This window comes from Pseudomonas sp. NY15374 (assembly GCF_048068255.1).
GTDB classification, from domain to species: domain Bacteria; phylum Pseudomonadota; class Gammaproteobacteria; order Pseudomonadales; family Pseudomonadaceae; genus Aquipseudomonas; species Aquipseudomonas machongensis.
In genome coordinates this window covers 1-20173 of sequence record NZ_JBLUPZ010000006.1, presented here as the reverse complement: position 1 = coordinate 20173, position 20173 = coordinate 1, and the positions used below count along the sequence as shown (strand labels likewise).

The window sequence follows — 20173 nt, the reverse complement described above, 5'->3', positions numbered from 1 at the left end:
AGGAGACAACCATGCCTCGCTTCGCTGCCAACCTGTCCATGCTGTTCACCGAACAGGACTTCCTGGCCCGCTTCAAAGCCGCCGCCGACGCGGGCTTCAGCGGTGTCGAATACCTCTTCCCGTACGACTTCAGCGCCAGCGAGATCAAGCAGCAGCTCGATGCCCACGGCCTGACCCAGGTGCTGTTCAATCTGCCTGCAGGCGACTGGGCCAAAGGTGAACGCGGCATCACCTGCCACCCCGACCGCATCGAAGAGTTCCGCGCCGGCGTCGACAAGGCCATCGAATACGCCAAGGTGCTGGGCAACAAGCAGGTCAACGCCCTGGCCGGTATCCGTCCACAAGGCCTGCAGTGCGCCGAGGTGCGCAAGACCTTCGTCGACAACCTCAAGTACGCCGCCGACAAGCTCGAAGCCGCCGGGATCCGCCTGGTCATGGAGATGATCAACACCCGCGACATCCCAGGCTTCTACCTGAACACCACCGCCCAGGCCCTGGAGATCCAGGCCGAGGTGGGCAGCGCCAACCTGTTCCTGCAGTACGACATCTACCACATGCAGATCATGGAAGGTGACCTGGCGCGGACCCTGGAAACCCACCTCAAGCAGATCAACCACATCCAGCTCGCCGACAACCCCGGCCGTCACGAGCCGGGCACTGGCGAGATCAATTACCGCTTCCTGTTCGAGCACCTGGACCGCATCGGTTACCAGGGCTGGGTGGGTGCGGAGTACAAGCCCAAGACCACTACCGAGGCCGGGCTCGCCTGGCTGAAAACCCATAACGCGATCTAACGAACACAGTCGCTCCCTGTAGGAGCGGGCTTGTCCCGCGATGGCGCCCGCAAGGACACCTCCGTCGCCTGACCTGCCGCATTCGCGGGCAAGCCCGCTCCCACAAGGCGCTCAGTTCGCTTGAGATATCACAAATACAAAGAGGCACATTCTCATGGCTAAAATCGGTTTCATCGGCACCGGCATCATGGGCAAGCCCATGGCCCAGAACCTGCAGAAAGCAGGTCACAGCCTGTTCGTCTCCACCCACCACGACGCCGCTCCTGCCGACCTGGTCGCCGCAGGTGCCGTGGCCCTGGCCAACCCTAAAGAGGTGGCGCAGGAAGCCGAATTCATCATCGTGATGGTGCCCGACACCCCGCAGGTCGAGAGCGTGCTGTTCGGTGAAAATGGCGTCGGTGAGGGCGTCGGCCCGAACAAGGTGGTGATCGACATGAGCTCGATCTCCCCCACCGCGACCAAGGCCTTCGCCGAGAAAATCAAGGCAACTGGCGCCACCTACCTGGACGCCCCGGTGTCCGGCGGTGAAGTCGGCGCCAAGGCCGCAACCCTGAGCATCATGGTCGGCGGTTGCCCGAAAGCCTTCGAGCGCGCCCTGCCGCTGTTCGAAGCCATGGGCAAGAACATCACGCGCGTCGGTGGCAACGGCGATGGCCAGACCGCCAAGGTGGCCAACCAGATCATCGTCGCCCTGAACATCCAGGCCGTCAGCGAAGCGCTGCTGTTCGCCGCCAAGAACGGCGCCGACCCGGCCAAGGTGCGCGAAGCGCTGATGGGCGGTTTCGCCTCCTCGAAGATCCTCGAAGTCCATGCCGAGCGCATGATCAAGGGCACCTTCGACCCGGGCTTCCGTATCAGCCTGCACCAGAAAGACCTCAACCTGGCCCTGCAGGGTGCCAAGGAGCTGGGCATCAACCTGCCCAACACCTCCAATGCCCAGCAGGTGTTCAACACCTGCGCAGCACTGGGTGGCAGCAACTGGGACCACTCGGCACTGATCAAGGGGCTGGAACACATGGCCAACTTCTCGATTCGTGACGACCAGTAATTTGTAAGCCTTACCGGCCGCTTCGCGGGCAAGCCCGCTCCTACGAGGGATCCACAGTCCCCGAGGACTGCGTTGACCCTGTAGGAGCGGGCTTGCCCGCGAAGCAGCCAACACCGCTGAACCTGCGACCACAGGCTCAGGGGTGACACCGAGCAACACCCGCCCCTGGTTCGGCCTGCACGGAGGCAGTTCCAGGGGCGTTTTCGATTCTGCAGAACAACAAGAATTTTGGGAGCCTGCCATGTCGGTCGATCCACAGAAACTCCTGCGCGAGCTGTTCGACACAGCCATCGCCGCCGCCCATCCCCGTCAGGTCCTCGAACCTCACCTGCCCGCCGATCGCAGCGGCCGGGTCATCGTCATCGGCGCTGGCAAGGCCGCCGCCGCCATGGCCGAAGTGGTCGAGAAGAGCTGGCAGGGCGAAGTCTCGGGCCTGGTCGTGACCCGCTACGGCCATGGCGCCAATTGCCAGAAGATCGAGGTGGTCGAAGCCGCCCACCCGGTCCCCGACGCCGCCGGCCTTGCGGTTGCCAAGCGCGTGCTGCAACTGGTCAGCAACCTCGATGAAGACGACCGCGTCATCTTCCTGCTCTCCGGCGGCGGCTCGGCCCTGCTGGCACTGCCCGCCGAGGGCCTCACGCTGGCCGACAAGCAGCAGATCAACAAGGCGCTGCTCAAGTCCGGCGCCACCATCGGCGAGATGAACTGCGTGCGCAAGCACCTCTCGGCGATCAAGGGCGGACGCCTGGCCAAGGCCTGCTGGCCCGCCACCGTCTACACCTACGCCATTTCCGATGTGCCGGGCGATCTGGCTACCGTCATCGCCTCCGGCCCCACCGTGGCCGACCCGAGCACCTCGGCCGATGCCCTGGCGATCCTCAAGCGCTACGACATCGAGGCGCCCAAGGCGGTCATCGACTGGCTGAACGACCCGGCATCGGAAACCGTCAAGGCCGATGACCCGGCCCTGGCGCGCAGCCACTTCACACTGATCGCCAAACCCCAGCAATCGCTCGAGGCTGCCGCGGTGAAAGCCCGCCAGGCCGGTTTCAGCCCACTGATCCTGGGGGATCTGGAAGGTGAATCGCGCGAAGTGGCCAAGGTGCACGCCGGCATCACCCGGCAGATCGTCCTGCATGGCCAGCCGCTGAAGGCCCCTTGCGTGATCCTGTCCGGCGGCGAGACCACCGTCACCGTGCGCGGCAATGGCCGTGGCGGGCGCAACGCCGAGTTCCTGCTCAGCCTCACCGAAAGCCTCAAGGGCCTGCCTGGCGTGTACGCACTGGCCGGCGACACCGACGGCATCGACGGCTCCGAAGAAAACGCCGGTGCCCTGATGACCCCGGACAGCTTCAGCCGCGCACAGGCCTTGGGCCTGTCGGCCAGTGACGAGCTGGACAACAACAACGGCTATGGCTACTTCGCCGCGCTCGATGCGTTGATCGTCACCGAGCCAACCCGCACCAACGTCAACGACTTCCGCGCCATCCTGATCCTCGAGACCTCGCAATCATGACGCCCGATAAAAAAGTGAAAATCCTCGCCACCCTGGGGCCGGCGATCAACGGCATCGATGACATCCGCCAACTGGTCGAAGCCGGAGTGAATATCTTCCGCCTCAACTTCAGCCACGGCGAACACGCCGACCACGCCCTGCGCTACCAGTGGATCCGCGAGGTCGAGCAGCAACTGAACTACCCGCTGGGCATCCTCATGGACCTGCAGGGGCCGAAACTGCGTGTCGGCCGTTTCGCCGAAGGCAAGGTGCAGTTGCAGCGTGGCCAGGCCCTGCGCCTGGACCTGGACAAGGCCCCCGGCGACAGCCACCGGGTCAACCTGCCGCACCCGGAAATCATCGCCGCGCTGGAGCCCGGCATGGACCTGCTGCTCGACGATGGCAAGCTGCGCCTGCGGGTCACCGCCAAGCACGCCGACGCCATCGACACCGAAGTGCTGGCCGGCGGCGAGCTGTCCGACCGCAAGGGCGTCAACGTCCCTCAAGCTGTGCTGGACCTCTCCCCGCTCACCGAGAAAGACCGCCGCGACCTGGCCTTCGGCCTGGAACTGGGCGTGGACTGGGTGGCGCTGTCGTTCGTCCAGCGCCCAGAAGACATCGTCGAGGCGCGCCAGTTGATCGGCGATCGTGCCTACCTGATGGCCAAGATCGAGAAGCCCTCGGCCGTCGAGCAACTGCAGGCCATCGCCGAGCTGTCCGATGCGATCATGGTCGCCCGTGGCGACCTGGGCGTGGAAGTGCCGGCTGAAAGCGTGCCGCAGATCCAGAAGCGCATCATCAGTACCTGCCGCCAACTGGGCAAGCCGGTGGTGGTGGCGACGCAGATGCTCGAGTCGATGCGCTTCTCGCCTGCTCCGACCCGCGCCGAGGTCACCGACGTGGCCAATGCCGTGGCCGAAGGCGCCGACGCGGTGATGCTGTCGGCCGAGACCGCCTCCGGCGACTATCCACTGGAGGCAGTGCAGATGATGAGCAAGATCATCCGCCAGGTGGAAAACGGCCCGGACTACCAGGCCCAGCTCGACGTCGGCCGTCCCAAGGCCGAGGCCACGGTTTCGGACGCCATCAGCTGCGCGATTCGGCGCATCAGCGGCATCCTGCCGGTGGCGGTGCTGGTCAACTACAGCGAGTCAGGGGCCTCGACCTTGCGCGCCGCCCGCGAGCGGCCACGGGCCCCCATCCTCAACCTGACGCCGAACCTCAAGACCGCGCGCCGACTCAGCGTCACCTGGGGTGTGCATTCGGTGGTCAACGACCGCCTGCGCCAGGTCGATGAGATCTGCTCGACTGCGCTGGAGATCGCCCAGGCACAAGGCATGGCCAGCCGTGGCGACACCCTGCTGATCACCGCGGGGGTGCCGTTCGGCCAGCCGGGGAGCACCAATACCTTGCGGATCGAGACCTTGATCTGAAGACCGGCTCTGCAATTTTGTAGAAGCAACTGTCTTGTTCGAAATCTAAAGGCCAGCCCAATCCCTGTGGGAGCGGGCTTGTCCCGCGAACACGGGCGTAGCCCGTGCCAGGCAGCGCGGTGTCTTTTTCGCGGGCAAGCCCGCTCCTACAGAGCGCGCAGAGCCAATCCAATGGCGCACAACCGAGGCCCGAAGAGGCCCAGCGCCTTTCACTCACCTTGCCGACTGCCCATGTACACCAAGAATTTCATCAACCCGTGCCCCGACTGGGCCACGGCGCTGCTCAACGGCTTCAGCCAGGTGCTGCTGCTGCGCGATCCCCTGTGCGGCCTGTGCTGCCTGCTGGCCATCCTGCTCACCGCCCCGGACCTGGTCGGCGGCGCGCTGCTCGGCGCCCTCGCCGGCCTGCTCACGGCGCAGCGCCGCGGCTATGCCCGCGCTGATCGCCAGGCCGGCCTTTACAGCTACAACGGTGTGCTGATCGGCCTGCTGATCAGTGCGCTGGTGCCTTGGTCGGCGATCGTGCCTGCGCTGATCCTTGCTGCAGGCGGCCTGTCGAGCATCATCACCCACCAGTGGCGCAAGCGCGGCGGCCCTCTGCTGTTGGCCTACACCGCGCCTTTCGTGCTGCTGGGCTGGATCATGCTGCTGATCATCGAGCCCGGCGTCAGCGGCCAGGCCGAAGCCAGCCACGTGCACGGGGTGCTGCGTGGGGTCGGCCAGGTGTTTCTGCTCGATGCACCGCTGGCGGGCCTGCTGATCGTCGCCGGCATGTTCTTCGCCCATCCTCGTGCTGCGTGCTGGGCCCTGATCGGCTCAGCCATCGGTGGCGGTGCGGCCTTGCTCGCTGACCAGGAAGCTGCGGCCTGGATGGGCTTGTATGGTTTCAACACCACACTGGCCGCCCTGGCCTTCAGCCGCCAGGGCGAACGCCCCTGGGTCCCGCTGCTGGCCATCGCCCTGGCCCTGCTGCTGCAGGCGCTGTCCAGTCTGTGGCCGCTGCCGGCGCTCACCGCGCCCTTCGTCCTCGCTTGCTGGTTGATGCATCTGGGCGGCCACCTCGTCCAGCAAGCCCGACAGCGCAGCGCGCAGCGCTTGCACGGCTGAGAGCCAGCCCCTAGGCTCTCACCGGCAACGTATAACGGAACGAGCCCATGGACACCCCTTCGAGCCTGCGCGAGCGGCTCTATGTGATCGTCTTCCAGACCGACACCGTCGCTGGAAGACGCTTTGACAAGATCCTTCTGCTGATCATCCTGGCCAGCCTGGTCACCGTCATCCTCGACAGCATCGACGATGTGCACCGCAATTATTCCGGCCTGCTGGCCGGCATCGAGTGGGCCTTCACGGCGATCTTCCTCGCCGAGTATCTCACCCGCCTGTACTGCTCGCCAAAGCCGCTGCGCTACGCGTTCAGCTTCTACGGCCTGGTCGACCTGCTGGCCATCGTGCCGGGGATCATCGCCCTGTACTACAGCGACGCCCAGTACCTGCTGATCATTCGGGTGATCCGCATGCTGCGGATCTTCCGCGTGCTCAAGCTCAGCCCCTACCTCAAGCAGGCGCACTATCTGCTTGAGGCGTTGCGCGGCAGCAAACAGAAGATCATCGTGTTCCTGGTCAGCGTTTCGACCCTGGTCACCGTGTTCGGCACGCTGATGTACGTGATCGAAGGGCCCGAGCACGGCTTTACCAGCATTCCCAAGGGCATCTACTGGGCCATCGTCACCCTGACCACGGTCGGCTTCGGCGACATCGTGCCCAAGACGCCGTTGGGCCAGGTACTGTCATCGCTGGTGATGATCATCGGCTACTCGATCATCGCCGTGCCCACCGGGATCTTCACTGCCGAGCTGGCCAACGCCATGCGCGGCGAACAGTTGCGCCACGATTGCCCGACCTGCGCCAAGAAAACCCATGAGCCGACGGCAGCATTCTGTTCGCGCTGTGGCAATGCGCTGTTTCCCAAGGCAGCGACCAAGCAGGCATAAGCAAAGTCTGTTTTGATCTTTAATGGCTCAAGAACCAAAGGTTATAGTTACTGGCACATTGCCAAACTTTCACTCACAACAAGGAACGCCCCTGTGAAAAAACTCTTCAGCGCCTCGCTGCTCGCCGCAGGCCTGGCCCTCGGCAACCTGGCCCAGGCCGCGCCGACCCTGCTGAACGTCTCGTACGACGTGATGCGCGACTTCTACAAGGACTACAACCCGGCGTTCCAGAAGCATTGGGAAGAAGAGCACAAGGAAAAGGTCAACGTGCAGATGTCCTTCGGCGGCTCGAGCAAGCAGGCGCGTGCCGTGATCGATGGCCTGCCGGCCGATGTCATCACCATGAACATGGCCACCGACATCAATGCCCTGGTCGACAACGGCAAGCTGGTGCCGGACAACTGGGTTACCCGCCTGCCGAACAACAGCGCGCCGTTCACCTCGGCCACCGTGTTCATCGTGCGCAAGGGCAACCCGAAGGCGCTGAAAGACTGGCCGGATCTGCTCAAGGATGGCGTGCAGGTGATCGTGCCCAACCCCAAGACCTCGGGTAACGGCCGCTACACCTACCTCTCGGCCTGGGGCTACGTACTCAAGCAAGGCGGCGACGAAGCCAAGGCCCGCGATTTCGTCGGCAAGCTGTTCAAGCAGGCACCGGTGCTCGACACTGGCGGTCGCGCTGCCACCACGACCTTCATGACCAACCAGATCGGCGACGTGCTGGTCACCTTCGAGAACGAAGCCGAGATGATCGCCCGCGAGTTCGGTCGTGATCAGTTCGAAGTGGTCTATCCGAGCGTGTCGGCAGAAGCCGAGCCACCAGTGAGCGTGGTCGACAAGGTGGTCGACAAGAAACAGACCCGCGCCGTGGCCGAGGAATACCTCAAGTACCTGTGGTCGCCGGCGGCCCAGGAAATCGCTGCGCAGAACTACCTGCGCCCGCGTGATGCCACCGTCCTGGCCAAGTACACTGACCGTTTCCCGAAAGTCGACTTCCTCTCGGTGGAGAAGACCTTCGGTGACTGGCGCACCGTGCAGAAGACCCACTTCAACGACGGCGGCGTGTTCGACCAGATCTACACCAACAAGTAACTGGCTTGGGGCGCGCTGCGCCCCAACGCTTACAGCGAGATAGGACGGCGCCCGGCAAAGGCATGCGCAAGCGTGCCACCGTCCACCAGCTCCAACTCCCCACCCAGCGGTACGCCATGGGCGATACGCGAGGCAGTCAGGCCCTTCTCGGCCAGCAACTGGGCGATGTAGTGCGCCGTCGCCTCGCCTTCAACCGTGGGGTTGGTCGCCAGGATCACCTCGCTGAAGGTGCCCTGCTCCTCGATCCGCGCCATCAGTTGTGGAATACCGATCGCCTCGGGGCCCAGGCCGTCTAGCGGAGACAGGTGCCCCTTGAGCACGAAGTAACGGCCACGGTAGCCAGTCTGCTCTACCGCATACACATCCATCGGCCCTTCCACCACGCACAGTTGCGTGTCGTCGCGGCGTGGATCGGCACACTGCGGGCACAGCTCCTGCTCGGTCAGGGTGCGGCACTGGCGGCAATGGCCAACACCTTCCATGGCCTGGCTCAGGGCCTGTGCCAGGCGCGCGCCTCCGCTGCGGTCGCGCTCGAGCAACTGCAGGGCCATGCGCTGGGCGGTTTTCTGGCCGACACCCGGGAGCACACGCAGGGCATCGATCAGTTGGCGGATCAGGGGACTGAAGCTCATGTAGGCAGGCCTGTCAGTGGTACAGAATGAAGAAGGGAGCAGCGATCAGTCGATCGTGCTCCCCATGTGCTGCAAACCGTCGATCAGAACGGCATCTTGAAACCAGGCGGCAGCTGCATGCCGGCAGTCATGCTGCCCATCTTGTCCTGGCTGTTCTGCTCGACCTTGCGCACGGCGTCGTTGAGTGCCGCGGCGATCAAGTCCTCGAGCACTTCCTTGTCGTCCGGATCGGTCGACATCAGGCTGGCGTCGATGTTGACGCGCTTGACGTCATGACGACCGGTCATCACCACGCTGACCAGACCTGCACCGGACTGGCCGGTGACTTCTGCATTGGCCAGCTCTTCCTGCATCTTGGCCATTTTTTCCTGCATCTGCTGAGCCTGCTTCATCAGGCCGGCCATGCCACCTTTCATCATGAGAGAATCCTCGATTGGGTCATGTATGCGGCCGGCACGAGGCCGGGCGCAAGGGGTTCGCTTCACTGCCCCGGGGTTGCCAGGGCCGCGTCTACAGGTTCGATTGTATCGTGCCGCACCCTGGCGCCGAACTGCTTGATCATCTGCTGGATGAGCGGGTCCTGCTCGATCGACAGCTCCGCGTCGTGCTGGCGCTCGGCGCGCTTGCGCGCGGCGGCCTGCGCGGGGGTTTCCTGCTCGGGGCGGATCAGCTCGATCTGCAGGCGTAGCGTACGCCCCAGATGCTGGTTGAGCGCCTCGTTGAGTCGGCGTTGCTGGGTGCTGTTGAACAACGCACCCTGGCCTGGGTCCAGGTGCAGCAGCCAGTCATCGCCATCGGCGCTGATCAGCGTACAGTTCGCGGCGATGTTGCCTGTCATACCGGAGACAGGCAACTGTGGGAATAATTCCAGCCATTGCAGGGCCAGGCCCGTGGCCGGCTGCGCCGCAGGCAGAGGCTCGGGCGCCGCCGCAGGCGCGTCCTCCTGGATATGCTCGGCGAGCTCGTCCAGGTAGCTGAAACCTGTCGGATCGGCTTGCGGCACGTAGTAATCGTCATCCGCACCGTCGTCGTCGCGCTCCATGCCGACCGACGCATACGCCGACGGATCGAAGGGAGGTTCGTCGTAGTCCGGCTGATCGTCAGGCGGCTGCGCGACGACGGCCGGGATGACCGGCGCCGAGGGCGCGACCGTTGGGGAAGGCTCTTCCCACGGCAGATCGACGACTGTCTCTGGCCCCGCAACGGCGTGCACGGGCTCGGGCTCGATCGAAGGCACCGCTTCCGGAGCCACGGCGGACGCAGCAGCAGCTACCGGCTCGGCGGCGGGTGCTTGATCGACCACAGGTGCGGGCGGCGCAACAGGCTCAGGCGCAGCGGCAACCACGGAGGGCTCGGCCACCACGGTCGCAGCTGCCACCGGTCTGGCTGGATCAGCTGTGGCCTGGCTGATCCCCACCGGCTTTAGCGCAGGTTTCGGCGCGTCATCGGTGTCGGCCGGGCGGAAGGCGAGCATGCGCAGCAGGACCATCTCGAAGCCGCCCCGCGGATCCGGCGCCAGCGGCAGGTCGCGCCGACCGATCAGGCCCATCTGGTAGTAGAACTGCACATCCTCGGCCGGCAACGCAGCCGCCAGCGCGAGCACCTTGTCGCGATCGCCCTGGCCGTTGTCCACCGCCTCCGGCAAGGCCTGGGCGATGGCGACCCGGTGCAGCACATTGAGCATCTCGGACAATACGCCATTCCAGTCAGGCCCCTGCTCGGCCAGGGCGCGCACCGCCTCGAGCAGCGCCCGGGCGTCACCTTCGAGCAAGGCCTGCAGCACACCGTACACCTGGCCATGATCGAGCGTGCCAAGCATCGCCCGCACATCGGCGGCCAGTACCTTGCCTTCGCCGAAGGCGATGGCCTGGTCGGTCAGGCTCATGGCATCGCGCATCGAGCCGTCGGCGGCGCGGCCCAGCAGCCAAAGGGCATCTTCCTCGAATGGCACGTTTTCGGCGCCGAGCACGTGGGTAAGGTGCTCGACCACCCGCTCCGGGCTCATGTTCTTCAGCGAGAACTGCAGGCAGCGCGAGAGAATGGTTGCCGGCAACTTCTGCGGATCGGTGGTGGCGAGGATGAATTTGACGTAGGGTGGCGGCTCTTCCAGCGTCTTGAGCAAGGCGTTGAAGGAGTGGGTGGACAGCATGTGCACTTCGTCGATCAGGTAGACCTTGAAGCGTCCGCGGCTGGGCGCGTACTGCACGTTGTCGAGCAGTTCGCGGGTGTCTTCGACCTTGGTGCGGCTGGCGGCGTCGATCTCGATCAGGTCGACGAAGCGGCCTTCGTCGATTTCCCGGCATACCGAACAGGTGCCGCAAGGTGTGGAGGTGATACCGGTTTCGCAGTTCAGGCACTTGGCGATGATCCGCGCGATGGTGGTCTTGCCGACCCCTCGGGTGCCGGTGAACAGGTAGGCGTGATGCAGCCGCTGGTTGTCCAGGGCGTTGATCAATGCCTTGAGCACATGGGTCTGGCCTACCATCTCGCGGAACGAGCGCGGGCGCCATTTACGTGCAAGAACCTGATAACTCATCAAAAAACCATCGCAGCCTGATCGAGCGGAAGATCGCTAATGCTAGCGGAGCGGGGGCAAAATTGCACCCTGCCCGGCTCGTCTAGACTATGGGCGCTGCCGGTGAACATGGAAAGTCCAAGGAGGATAGACGTGCGGCGACTTCTCGCCATCCTGTTGCTATGGAGCTCAAGCGGCCTTGCCGAGCAGCCGGTGCTGCGCTTTTCCGTCGCGGAGAGCTGGAGCATGCCGTTGATGCGCACCGAGGGCGACGTGCCGGTAGACGGCATTCTCTTCGACCTGATCCAGGCCCTGGCCCGCGAAGCCGGGGTACGCCCGCAATACCACGTGATGGCGCGCCTGCGCCTGGAGCAGGCCATGGCCGCTGGCGACATCGACGTGCGCTGCTACGTGGCCAGCAACTGGCTCAACGAACGGCCCGGTGAGTTCATCTGGAGCGTGCCGCTGATCCACCAACGCGACCTGCTGGTCGGGCGTGCTGGCGATGGGCTGCCCGGCGGCCTGGCGCAACTGCCCGCACAACCCATCGGTACAGTACTGGGCTACACCTACCCGACCCTGGACCCGATGTTCGCGCAGCGTCTGCTGACGCGGGAAGACAGCCGCAACCAGGACCTGGCCCTGCAGAAACTGCAAGCCAGCCGTTATCGTTATGCGGTGAGCAACCAATTGTCGCTGCAATGGTTCAACCGCCAGCAACCCCGGGAGCAGCGCCTGCGCCCGCTGGCCCTGCTGGAAGAGCAGGACCTGGGCTGCATGGTGCGCAACGATCCGGCCATTCCCGCTCAGCAGGTGCTGCGGGCCTTGGTGCGCCTGAAGCAGTCCGGCGAGATCGATCGGATCATCGAGCGCTACACCCAGGTGCAAGGGACGCTGTCGGCCGATCAGTAGCCGTGTGACTCGCGGAATTTCTGGCCCTTGTGGTACGCCACCCACTCGTCCACATCGTAGGGCAGATACAGATGGCGCCGGGCACGTGACAGCGCGATATAGACCGCGCAGACCCGGTTGTCGAAGGCGTAGGCATCCTTGAACGGATTCAGCGCCATCAGCTCCTGGGTCAACAGCACGTGATCGAACTCCTGCCCCCCGGCCTCCTGCGCCGGCATCAGCAACAGGCTGTCCGGCTCATTAGAGAAGCGTGCCGACAAGGCGTTGAGCTCGGCAATCCGAAAACCATCCTGCAGCCGCGCCTCGACCCACAGGAATGACTCGTCGAAGCGATTGTCCTCCTGCACTTGTCGCCAGTTCAGCGCATGGGCGAAATAGGCATGCGTGTCCTGGCCATCGCTGCCCGCGCCATAGAGGTCGGCACGGAACAACTGCACGGCGCTGGACATGAAACGCTGCATCCCGAAGTTATCGGAGAAGCCCACCCGGCACTGGTTGTCGGCCAGTTGCATGGCCCACTTCATCGAATCCCAGGGCGACGCGGTGAGCACCACACAGCCTTGCGGTGGCACGAAATCGAGGGGGTAGTGCTCGATGCCGACATCCACGCTGCCGGCGCCTTCGAAGGCGAGCTTGGATTTTTGCGAATGCACACCGATCAGCGGGTTGATCAGCCGCTCCACTTTCGGCCCGCAGCGCACCGAGAAGGCGATGTCGCGCTGGCGCACCTGACGAGCGCGGCGCAGCCCAGGCCCGTCGGCACGCTGGTATTCGTCACCCAGCGTGATCAGCACCTGGCGGCCACGCTCGATGATCTGCATCAACGGGCCAGGCATGTCCTGGCTCTCGTCGACGATCACATGGCTGTAGCGGCTAGGCACACTGTGGCCAGCGAGGCTGGCGCGCTTGAGCAGCAGCAACGTGGGGAAGCCGGTCTGGCGATCCCAGGCAGGGTTGTCCTGCAGATAGGTCCACAGGCGGCTGGCGTATTCGAGCAGCACCTGGCTATCCAGCCGCGACAGCGCCTGGGCGAAGTGCGGAAGGTGGCGCACAGTGAGGCTGTGATCGCGGGACTCGCAGTAGTTTTTCAGCAGCTCCAGGCAGATATCCAGGGTCTTTTCGCCATCGTATTGGCGAAAGCCCAGGATGTTCAGGGTTTCGGCCACCGCGCGCTTGCCCGGCAGGCGTGCCGATGCGCGTGCGGCAGGCCGCCCAGGCACGCTCAGCAGGGCCTGGGCAAACTCGGCGAACGTCTTGCCAGCCTTGGAGCCTTTTCCGATACGCCGCCGCAGGGCGTCGAGCTTGCCGGGCGTACGCGCCAGTGCCAACACCCGCCCCCTGGGCAGGCAATCGATCAGCGCTCCCAGCAGGTAGCTCTTGCCGATGCCCGCATAGCCCTGCACATGCAGGTCTTCGTCAGGATTGGCGCGCAGCACCCGCAGCAACTTGTCTTGCTCGCGGGTCAGCCAGCGCTCTTTATTGAAGCCGGTGATGGCCTGCTGGCTGAACGGATTGTGGCGCGGGTGGCGAAGCGACCTGAAGCGCATGTCCCAGGTCCCGTCAGCCAACAAGTACTCGCGCTGCGCCACCTCCTCGGCCCCCAGCAGTTGCAAGCGCGAGCCCTTGATGACTTCCAGGCCGAAATACAGCTTGCGCGCATCGAACAGCCGACGCGCCTCGGAGCCCAGCCCTACGCCCGGCGCATGCGGCCCCCGCACCGACCACTGCAGCAACCTGGCCAGCACCTTTTCCGCCGCCGCAGGGTCGAGCACCTGCTCGCGCGCCTGGGACAGGTTCTGGATCACCAGCACCGCCGCCAGCTCCGGATCGCTCAACCCTTCGAGCCCGGAGGCATCCTCGAGCAGGCCTTGGCAGACTTCCAGAGTGACGGGAAGAAACACGGTGTCGGCGAAATCGTAATGTTCAGGTTGCATGCGCGCAGGTCATTCGCTGGTGTCGGGATTGGCTTCAAGTTCATAGGCGTAGGCGCCCAGCGAGCCGGACATGCCGCCCGGGTAGACGCGCCGCGCGTCATCCTCGCAGCGGGCTTCGGCAGCCAGCGCGCTATCGAGCTCGTGCAGCGCCATCTCCAGCAGCTTGCGCAGGTCCTGGACATTGCGCGCCGAGACGCTCAGGCGAAAATCCAGCCCCGGTGCCTGATCGACCGCTGCTGTGGCGTCGGCTGCGGGCGTGGCTTCGCCAAGAATGCGTTCGTGTTCCTCTTCCATCTGGTCGAGTACTTTCGAAAGCTCAAGGGTGCGCTCGGGGTGCGAGGCCATCTGGTCCTTGATCTCCAGGCGGCGCGCTTGCCAGTCGCGGATGCGCTGGCGGGTCAGATCGTCAACCTGATCCATGCTGATGGCCTCTCTCAGAAATGGGTGGGCTGCGAGAGGCGCATCATAAGCCTGTTTGCCGATAAATGCAGGTACGGCGGGCTCGACTCGTCACCCGAGCACAGCTTCAGCCCTTGGGCGCAACGAGTCGGCGGTACTGATCCTGACTGATCCAACCCGTGAACGAGCGGTCGTCCTGGTTGATGAACTCGACCTTGGCCCAGCCGTCCTTGAACGCCAGCACGCCCACTACATCGCCTTTGACGATATAGGGTCGTTTGCTCGCGCTGCTGCCCGCCTGCTTGCGCAGATAGGCCTTGTCGGCAGTGACCGTCAGCAGCGCGATCCATGGCTTTTCCGCATAGCGACTGAGCTCCAGCCCCGTGGCGATCTCCGGCATCAGCACACTGACGCAGCCGGGGTGCTCGCGGCCTCGTGCAACGGTGAGGGTGACGCCATCGCCCGTGGCCGCCAGGCTGCCGGGGAAGGTCTGGTCTTCCCAGGTGGCCAGCGTAACCGCCCCATCGCCGCTGATCTGCCCCTTGAGGTAGAAGGTGCAATGCCGGGTCACACCTTCGCCAAGGGTCTCGGAATAGTAGCCCTCCACCTGGCGATCCGGCGTGACCGCCAGCATCAGCGCGTCGTATTGCCCAGGCTTCAGTACGGCGGCGTCTGCATGAACAGACCCGGACAATCCCAGCAGTGCGGTGGCCAGAACAGCCAGTCGGCGAGAGAAACTCTTTGCCATGTCACTTCTTCCCTTCAAGTGCTTCGTAGGCCTTCTTGATACGCGAGTCATAGTCACCATAATCCTTGCCGTTGTAACTGGCGGCCATGCCGGCGTAGTCCTTGTTCTTCGCAGCCTTGATAAACGACGGGTTCTTGCTGCAGAAACCGAGGAAGGCCTTGAGTTGCTGCCCGGCATTGAGTTTTATGGCCGCGACGAATTCAAACACATTCGCGTGCCCGCAATCGGCGAAGTTGAAACCCATGATCTGGAACATGCCCCAGGAAGCAGATTTCAATGCCGCCTCCTGATCCAGCCCGAATGCCGTGGCCATGGTTTCCCAGGCCTTGGCCTGATCCTTGTTGTTGGCTTGCCACTGCGGGCCGGCTTTCTTCTTGTACTTGTACGAGAGCAGCGGATGAGTCTGGTCGTACTTGTGCTTGGTATAGCGCTGGAAGTGATGCCCCTCGAAGGCAATCACCGGCAGCTTGGCCGGCCCGAAACCCGAACGGCCACCCGACTCCACCGTGGCAAATGCCTTGATCAGGTTGGCTGAAATCCCGTTGCCCAACTGAGTGGCGGCGTTCTGGAAGTCGCTGTCGCTGAGCGTCATGCCGCCATCGCAGGTGACCTGCAGCACCATCTGCCGATTGCGCCGCTCGGCTTCGATCACCGCGCGCATCCGGTCCAGATAATGATTGACCGTGGCCTGCACCTGGGCGTCGACATTATTGGCGAAGACATTGATGAAGGTGGGCAGGCGCAGTGCTGGAATCAACTTGACCGGCACTCGAACAGCCTCCTCGACCAGGCTGTTGAAAGTGCGCCCATTCGGATCGACGACCCCATCGGGATGCGCGTACTTCAGGTGACGGAACTGGTACTGACTGATGCGCTGCACCAGCTGCCCGTCGCAACGACCATTCTCGGGCAATGGAAAACCGAGCCGCGGGATGAGTAGGTTGAACAGGTACTGGATGCACTGAACATCGGCGGGCAAGTTTCGGGCTTTACCGGGCGTGCCTACCGAAGCGCTGATAAGACTGGGCAAACCTTGCAGGCTTTTCATTCAATGCGTCCTTGCTCGTCATAAATTGATATCAAATCAATATCACTTAAGTGCCACTGTCATATTTTGAAATATATGGCGGACGCAAACTAACAAGGGTGTTTTCAGTTGTCCAGAACCGGACTTCAAGGCTGTGAAGCAGTCTTCACCCGCAGCGAACCGCCCAGGGCCCGGCGAATGGTTGCGCAATACAACCAAACATGGTTGTATTGCGCAACCATTCCTGATGAGACCTTGAAAATGATCGACCCTTCGGTCGTGGAGCAAATCCGCTCCGCCTCACGCACGATGGTCCGTGAACTGGGCTTCATGCGCACGACGCTGGCCGGCACGGAGTACTCCCCCTCTGCCGTTCACACGCTGCTTGAGCTAGGCGAGCATGGGGAGCGGACTGCCGCTCAACTGGTGCAGGCGCTGGGGCTTGAGAAGTCCAGCGTGAGCCGCATGGTTGCGAAGCTCGTTCAGCTGGGTGAACTGCAAGAGCATGAAAGTGAGCAGGATGGCCGCACCAAGCAACTGCGCCTGACAGAGCAAGGGAAACGCACCCTTGAAGAGATTCATGCCTACGGGCAAATGCAGGTCAGCTCAACGCTGGCCCCATTGCCCCCACAAGAACGGCAGGTCATCGCCCAAGGTCTGAATGCCTATGCCCAGGCGTTGAAGGCTTGCCGCCAACAGCCCACCGAAACAGCGGCCTCCAGGATTCAAATCACCCTCGGATACCGACCCGGCCTGATCGGACGCATGACGCAGATGCATGCAAGCTACTACTCGCGCCATGCCGGTTTCGGCCAGTTCTTCGAGAGCAGGGTTGCAACCAACATTGCCGAGTTTGCTGGACGGCTGGGGAATCCGCGCAACGCGGTCTGGGTCGCGGAAAACGCGGGCCGAATCGTAGGGTCGGTGGCTATCGACGGCGAGGACCTCGGGAACGATGAAGCTCACCTGCGCTGGTTCCTGCTGGATGATGGCTGCCGTGGTGGGGGTATAGGTCGCCGGCTACTCACTGAAGCAGTCGCTTTCTGTGACCGGCAGAACTTCTCGGCAATCCAGTTGCACACGTTCAAAGGACTGGAAGCCGCCCGGCACCTCTACGAATCGCTAGGCTTCGAACTGACTCATGAAGAGCAAGGCAGCCAATGGGGCTCGACGGTTACGGAACAGCAGTTCACGCGTAAACGCTGACAATGGGACCAAGTGGCGGGGCTAGCAAAGGCAGGGAGGGCTAGGCGTACGGTGCGTCACGCTTTGGATCACCAGGCGGTGAAGAGCGAAAGCCGTTCGAGAGCAGGACTTCGAGAGAAATGGAGGCGGCCCCACCAGCCACACCCCGGCACTCGATGTTCCCGCTGTGGCTGCTCCCTTCCGGGCCTGACCAGGTTAACGGGTAATCAATGCGGGGGGACCGGTGGGGCCACCATAACGCAGCTCATCAGGTGACGAGCCGCGCCATTGTACCGTTACGGGGGGAAGTTACAACCTTTGATGGCAAAAAAACCATCATTTCTCAAGGACTTGTCCGCCAGGGATGAGGTTCTCGGGGATTTGTGCCGACCTCATCGCGGGACGAGCCCGCTCCCACAGGATAAATGCCAAGGCGCACCTGTGGGAGCGGGCTCGTCCCGCGATGAGGCCAGGGCAGGCAACATCAGACCGTGATGCCCTGCCCCGCCAGGAACGCGACGAAGGCCTCTTCGTCCAGCACCTTGACCCCCAGCTCACTGGCCTTGGCCAGCTTCGACCCCGCCCCCGGACCTGCCACCACGCAGTGGGTCTTGCCGGACACCGAACCCGCCACCTTGGCGCCGAGGCTTTCCAGCTTGTCCTTGGCGATGTCGCGGCTCATGCGCTCCAGGGTGCCGGTCAGCACCCAGGTCTGACCGGCCAGGGGCAGGCCCTCGGTGGTTTTCTTCTCGCTGTGCCAGTGCATGCCGAACGCTTGGAGCTGGGCTTCGATGGCGCGGGCGAGTTGCTGGTTGGCCTCGACCTTGAAGAACTCGCGCACGGCATCGGCCTGCTTGGTATTCAGGGCCTGGCGCAGGTCGATACCGTCGGCGGCGATGATCTTGTCGAGGGTGCCGAGCTTGTCCACCAGCTTCTCGGCGCCGGTCGGGCCGACCGAGGGGATATCGAGCTTGGCGATCATGCCGGCAAGGGTGGTGCTGGCGGCGAACTCCGCCGCCAGCTCGCCCTGGTCCTGTAACTGCATGCCGCTGTCGAGCAACTGCTGGATGACTTCGCGGTTGTGCGCATCCTCGAAGAAGTTATGGATCTCGTAGGCGACTTCAAGGCCGATGTCCGGCAGGTAGGTCAGCACCTGTGGCAGTGCCACCTGCACCCGCTCCAGGCTGCCCAGGGAGCGGGCCAGGACCTTGGCGGTCTCCTCGCCCACATCGGGGATGCCCAGGGCGAAGATGAAGCGCGCGAGCGGCGGGCGCTTGCTCGCCTTGATGGCTTCTAGCAGCTTGCGGCTGGAGACTTCGGCGAAGCCCTCCAGGTCGACGATCTGCTCGAACTGCAGCTTGTACAGGTCTGCCGGGGAACCGATCAGGCCTTCGTCGACCAATTGCTCGACGCTCTTCTCGCCAAGGCCGTCAATATCCATGGCCCGTCGCGATACATAGTGAATGATCGCCTGCTTGAGCTGGGCGCCACAGGCCAGGCGGCCGACGCAGCGATACACCGCCCCTTCGCTGGTAGTCTCCTTGCCCTTGCTGCGCTTGACCAACTGCGTGCGCTCGACCTGCGAGCCGCACACCGGGCAGGCGCTCGGCACCTCGACCGGGCGAGCGTCATCAGGGCGACGATCGAGCACCACCTGCATCACCTGCGGAATCACGTCACCGGCACGGCGGATGATCACCGTGTCGCCGATGCGCAGGCCCAGGCGGGCGATCTCGTCCATGTTGTGCAGGGTGGCGTTGGACACGGTCACCCCGGCCACCTTGACCGGCTTGAGACGGGCGACCGGCGTCACCGCACCGGTACGGCCGACCTGGAACTCGACGTCCAGCACCTCGGTGAGCTCTTCCATGGCCGGGAACTTGTGGGCGATGGCCCAGCGCGGCTCACGCGCACGGAACCCAAGCTCGCGCTGGGCCGCCAGGCTGTTGACCTTGAACACCACGCCGTCGATCTCGTAGGGCAGCGCGTTGCGGCGGGCGCCGATGTCCTGGTAATAGGCCAGGCATTGTTCGATACCGGCGGCGTGCTTGAGCTCAGGGCTGATCGGCATGCCCCAGACCTTGAGCTGCTCGAGGATGCCGATATGGCTGTCGCCGACGCTCGCTGAAGTCTGGCCGATGCCATAGCAGCAGAATTCCAGCGGGCGGCTGGCGGTGATCTTCGAGTCCAGTTGGCGCAGGCTGCCAGCGGCAGCGTTGCGGGGGTTGGCGAAGGTCTTGCCGCCGATTTCGGCCTGAGCGGCATTGAGCCGCTCGAAGCCCGCCTTGCTCATGTACACCTCGCCACGCACTTCGAGCACTTCGGGCCAGCCGCTGCCATGCAGCTTCAACGGAACGTTGCGGATGGTGCGCACGTTGGTGCTGATGTCTTCGCCGGTGGTGCCGTCGCCACGGGTGGCGCCCTGCACCAGCTGGCCGTCGCGGTACAACAGGCTCACCGCCAGGCCATCGAGCTTGGGCTCGCAGCTGTAGTCGACCGCCTCGGCCTGGTCGAGCCCTTCGACCACGCGCCGCCCGAACTCACGCAGGTCGGCCTCTTCGAAGGCGTTGCCCAGGCTGAGCATGGGGATCTCGTGGCGCACCTGGGTGAAGGCCGCCAAGGCTGCACCGCCGACGCGCTGGGTGGGCGAGTCAGGGGTGACCAGGTGTGGGTTCTCGGCTTCCAGGGCCTTGAGTTCGTTGAACAGCCGGTCGTATTCGGCGTCGGGCACACTGGGCTCGTCCAGCACGTAGTAGCGATAGTTGTGCTGGTCGAGTTCGGCGCGCAGTTCGTGGATTCGGTTTTCGGCGTTCATCTTTCAGGTCTCTTGCAAAGCAAAAGAGCAGCCTGGGTGATGCCGGCGCGGATCGGGATGCTGTTCAGCATGCACTGACCTCATCACCGGACAAGCCGGACGCCGCACCGCCGCTCCCACAGACAAATCTGTATCTGTGGGCGCGGCGGTGCG

At 63.9% G+C, this 20173-nt stretch carries 17 protein-coding genes and 1 other RNA gene; 9 read left to right on the top strand and 9 right to left on the bottom strand.

Annotation, left to right across the window (positions count from 1 at the left end; all coding sequences use genetic code 11):
• The first annotated feature begins 11 nt into the window (after positions 1-11).
• The 7 genes from hyi to ACNFHO_RS14145 all read left to right on the top strand — a co-directional run bounded on the left by hyi (position 12) and on the right by ACNFHO_RS14145 (position 7853).
• Positions 12-794, top strand: coding sequence for a hydroxypyruvate isomerase (gene hyi / locus ACNFHO_RS14175; RefSeq protein WP_063543965.1), 783 nt, complete (start codon positions 12-14; stop codon positions 792-794).
• Positions 795-948: 154 nt separating this feature from the next.
• Positions 949-1842: a 2-hydroxy-3-oxopropionate reductase gene (locus ACNFHO_RS14170; RefSeq protein ID WP_063543963.1), complete on the top strand. Its 894-nt coding sequence runs from the start codon at positions 949-951 to the stop codon at positions 1840-1842.
• 241 nt (positions 1843-2083) lie between these two features.
• Positions 2084-3358 (top strand): glycerate kinase type-2 family protein, encoded by a 1275-nt coding sequence (locus ACNFHO_RS14165; RefSeq protein ID WP_125930386.1) that lies wholly within the window; start codon positions 2084-2086, stop codon positions 3356-3358.
• A complete protein-coding gene (gene pyk / locus ACNFHO_RS14160) occupies positions 3355-4770 on the top strand; it encodes a pyruvate kinase (protein ID WP_416766702.1) in 1416 nt (471 codons plus the stop codon). The genes ACNFHO_RS14165 and pyk overlap by 4 nt, the downstream gene beginning before the upstream one ends.
• Before the next feature lie 231 nt (positions 4771-5001).
• Entirely contained in the window at positions 5002-5877 is an 876-nt protein-coding gene (locus tag ACNFHO_RS14155; RefSeq protein WP_416766701.1) for an urea transporter, read from the top strand.
• Between the two features lie 47 nt (positions 5878-5924).
• Positions 5925-6761 (top strand): ion transporter, encoded by an 837-nt coding sequence (locus ACNFHO_RS14150; protein WP_063543957.1) that lies wholly within the window; start codon positions 5925-5927, stop codon positions 6759-6761.
• 93 nt (positions 6762-6854) lie between these two features.
• Positions 6855-7853 (top strand): sulfate ABC transporter substrate-binding protein, encoded by a 999-nt coding sequence (locus tag ACNFHO_RS14145; RefSeq protein WP_151924136.1) that lies wholly within the window; start codon positions 6855-6857, stop codon positions 7851-7853.
• Between the two features lie 29 nt (positions 7854-7882).
• Here ACNFHO_RS14145 and recR read toward each other — a convergent pair whose 3' ends face one another.
• The 3 genes from recR to dnaX form a co-directional block, all read right to left on the bottom strand.
• Entirely contained in the window at positions 7883-8485 is a 603-nt protein-coding gene (gene recR / locus ACNFHO_RS14140) for a recombination mediator RecR (RefSeq protein ID WP_063543953.1), read from the bottom strand.
• An 83-nt stretch (positions 8486-8568) separates the two neighbouring features.
• Entirely contained in the window at positions 8569-8904 is a 336-nt protein-coding gene (locus ACNFHO_RS14135; RefSeq protein WP_054893640.1) for a YbaB/EbfC family nucleoid-associated protein, read from the bottom strand.
• A gap of 62 nt (positions 8905-8966) precedes the next feature.
• Positions 8967-11021: a DNA polymerase III subunit gamma/tau gene (gene dnaX, locus ACNFHO_RS14130; RefSeq protein ID WP_416766700.1), complete on the bottom strand. Its 2055-nt coding sequence runs from the start codon at positions 11019-11021 to the stop codon at positions 8967-8969.
• A 132-nt stretch (positions 11022-11153) separates the two neighbouring features.
• Here dnaX and ACNFHO_RS14125 point away from each other — a divergent pair, with 132 nt between their 5' ends.
• The gene (locus ACNFHO_RS14125; RefSeq protein ID WP_125930391.1) at positions 11154-11912 is read left to right on the top strand and encodes a substrate-binding periplasmic protein; all 759 of its coding nucleotides are present in this window, start codon (positions 11154-11156) and stop codon (positions 11910-11912) included.
• On the opposite strand, the gene ACNFHO_RS14120 is transcribed toward ACNFHO_RS14125, so the two are convergent.
• From ACNFHO_RS14120 to ACNFHO_RS14105, 4 genes are all read right to left on the bottom strand, one after another.
• A complete protein-coding gene (locus tag ACNFHO_RS14120) occupies positions 11906-13846 on the bottom strand; it encodes a hypothetical protein (protein WP_416766699.1) in 1941 nt (646 codons plus the stop codon). The two genes, ACNFHO_RS14125 and ACNFHO_RS14120, sit on opposite strands and share 7 nt — an antisense overlap.
• Before the next feature lie 9 nt (positions 13847-13855).
• Positions 13856-14266, bottom strand: a complete 411-nt coding sequence (locus ACNFHO_RS14115) for a hypothetical protein (RefSeq protein WP_416766698.1) — start codon at positions 14264-14266, stop codon at positions 13856-13858.
• Positions 14267-14372: 106 nt separating this feature from the next.
• A complete protein-coding gene (locus ACNFHO_RS14110) occupies positions 14373-14993 on the bottom strand; it encodes a hypothetical protein (RefSeq protein ID WP_416766697.1) in 621 nt (206 codons plus the stop codon).
• A 1-nt stretch (position 14994) separates the two neighbouring features.
• On the bottom strand, positions 14995-16041 hold the full coding sequence (locus tag ACNFHO_RS14105) for an N-acetylmuramidase family protein (protein WP_416766696.1): 1047 nt from the start codon (positions 16039-16041) through the stop codon (positions 14995-14997).
• Between the two features lie 240 nt (positions 16042-16281).
• Here ACNFHO_RS14105 and ACNFHO_RS14100 point away from each other — a divergent pair, with 240 nt between their 5' ends.
• A complete protein-coding gene (locus ACNFHO_RS14100) occupies positions 16282-17226 on the top strand; it encodes a bifunctional helix-turn-helix transcriptional regulator/GNAT family N-acetyltransferase (protein WP_416766795.1) in 945 nt (314 codons plus the stop codon).
• 129 nt (positions 17227-17355) lie between these two features.
• On the opposite strand, the gene ffs is transcribed toward ACNFHO_RS14100, so the two are convergent.
• Positions 17356-17452: signal recognition particle sRNA small type (ffs, locus tag ACNFHO_RS14095), an RNA gene on the bottom strand.
• A gap of 237 nt (positions 17453-17689) precedes the next feature.
• Positions 17690-20020 (bottom strand): NAD-dependent DNA ligase LigA, encoded by a 2331-nt coding sequence (ligA, locus tag ACNFHO_RS14090; protein WP_416766695.1) that lies wholly within the window; start codon positions 20018-20020, stop codon positions 17690-17692.
• Between the last annotated feature and the right edge of the window lie 153 nt (positions 20021-20173).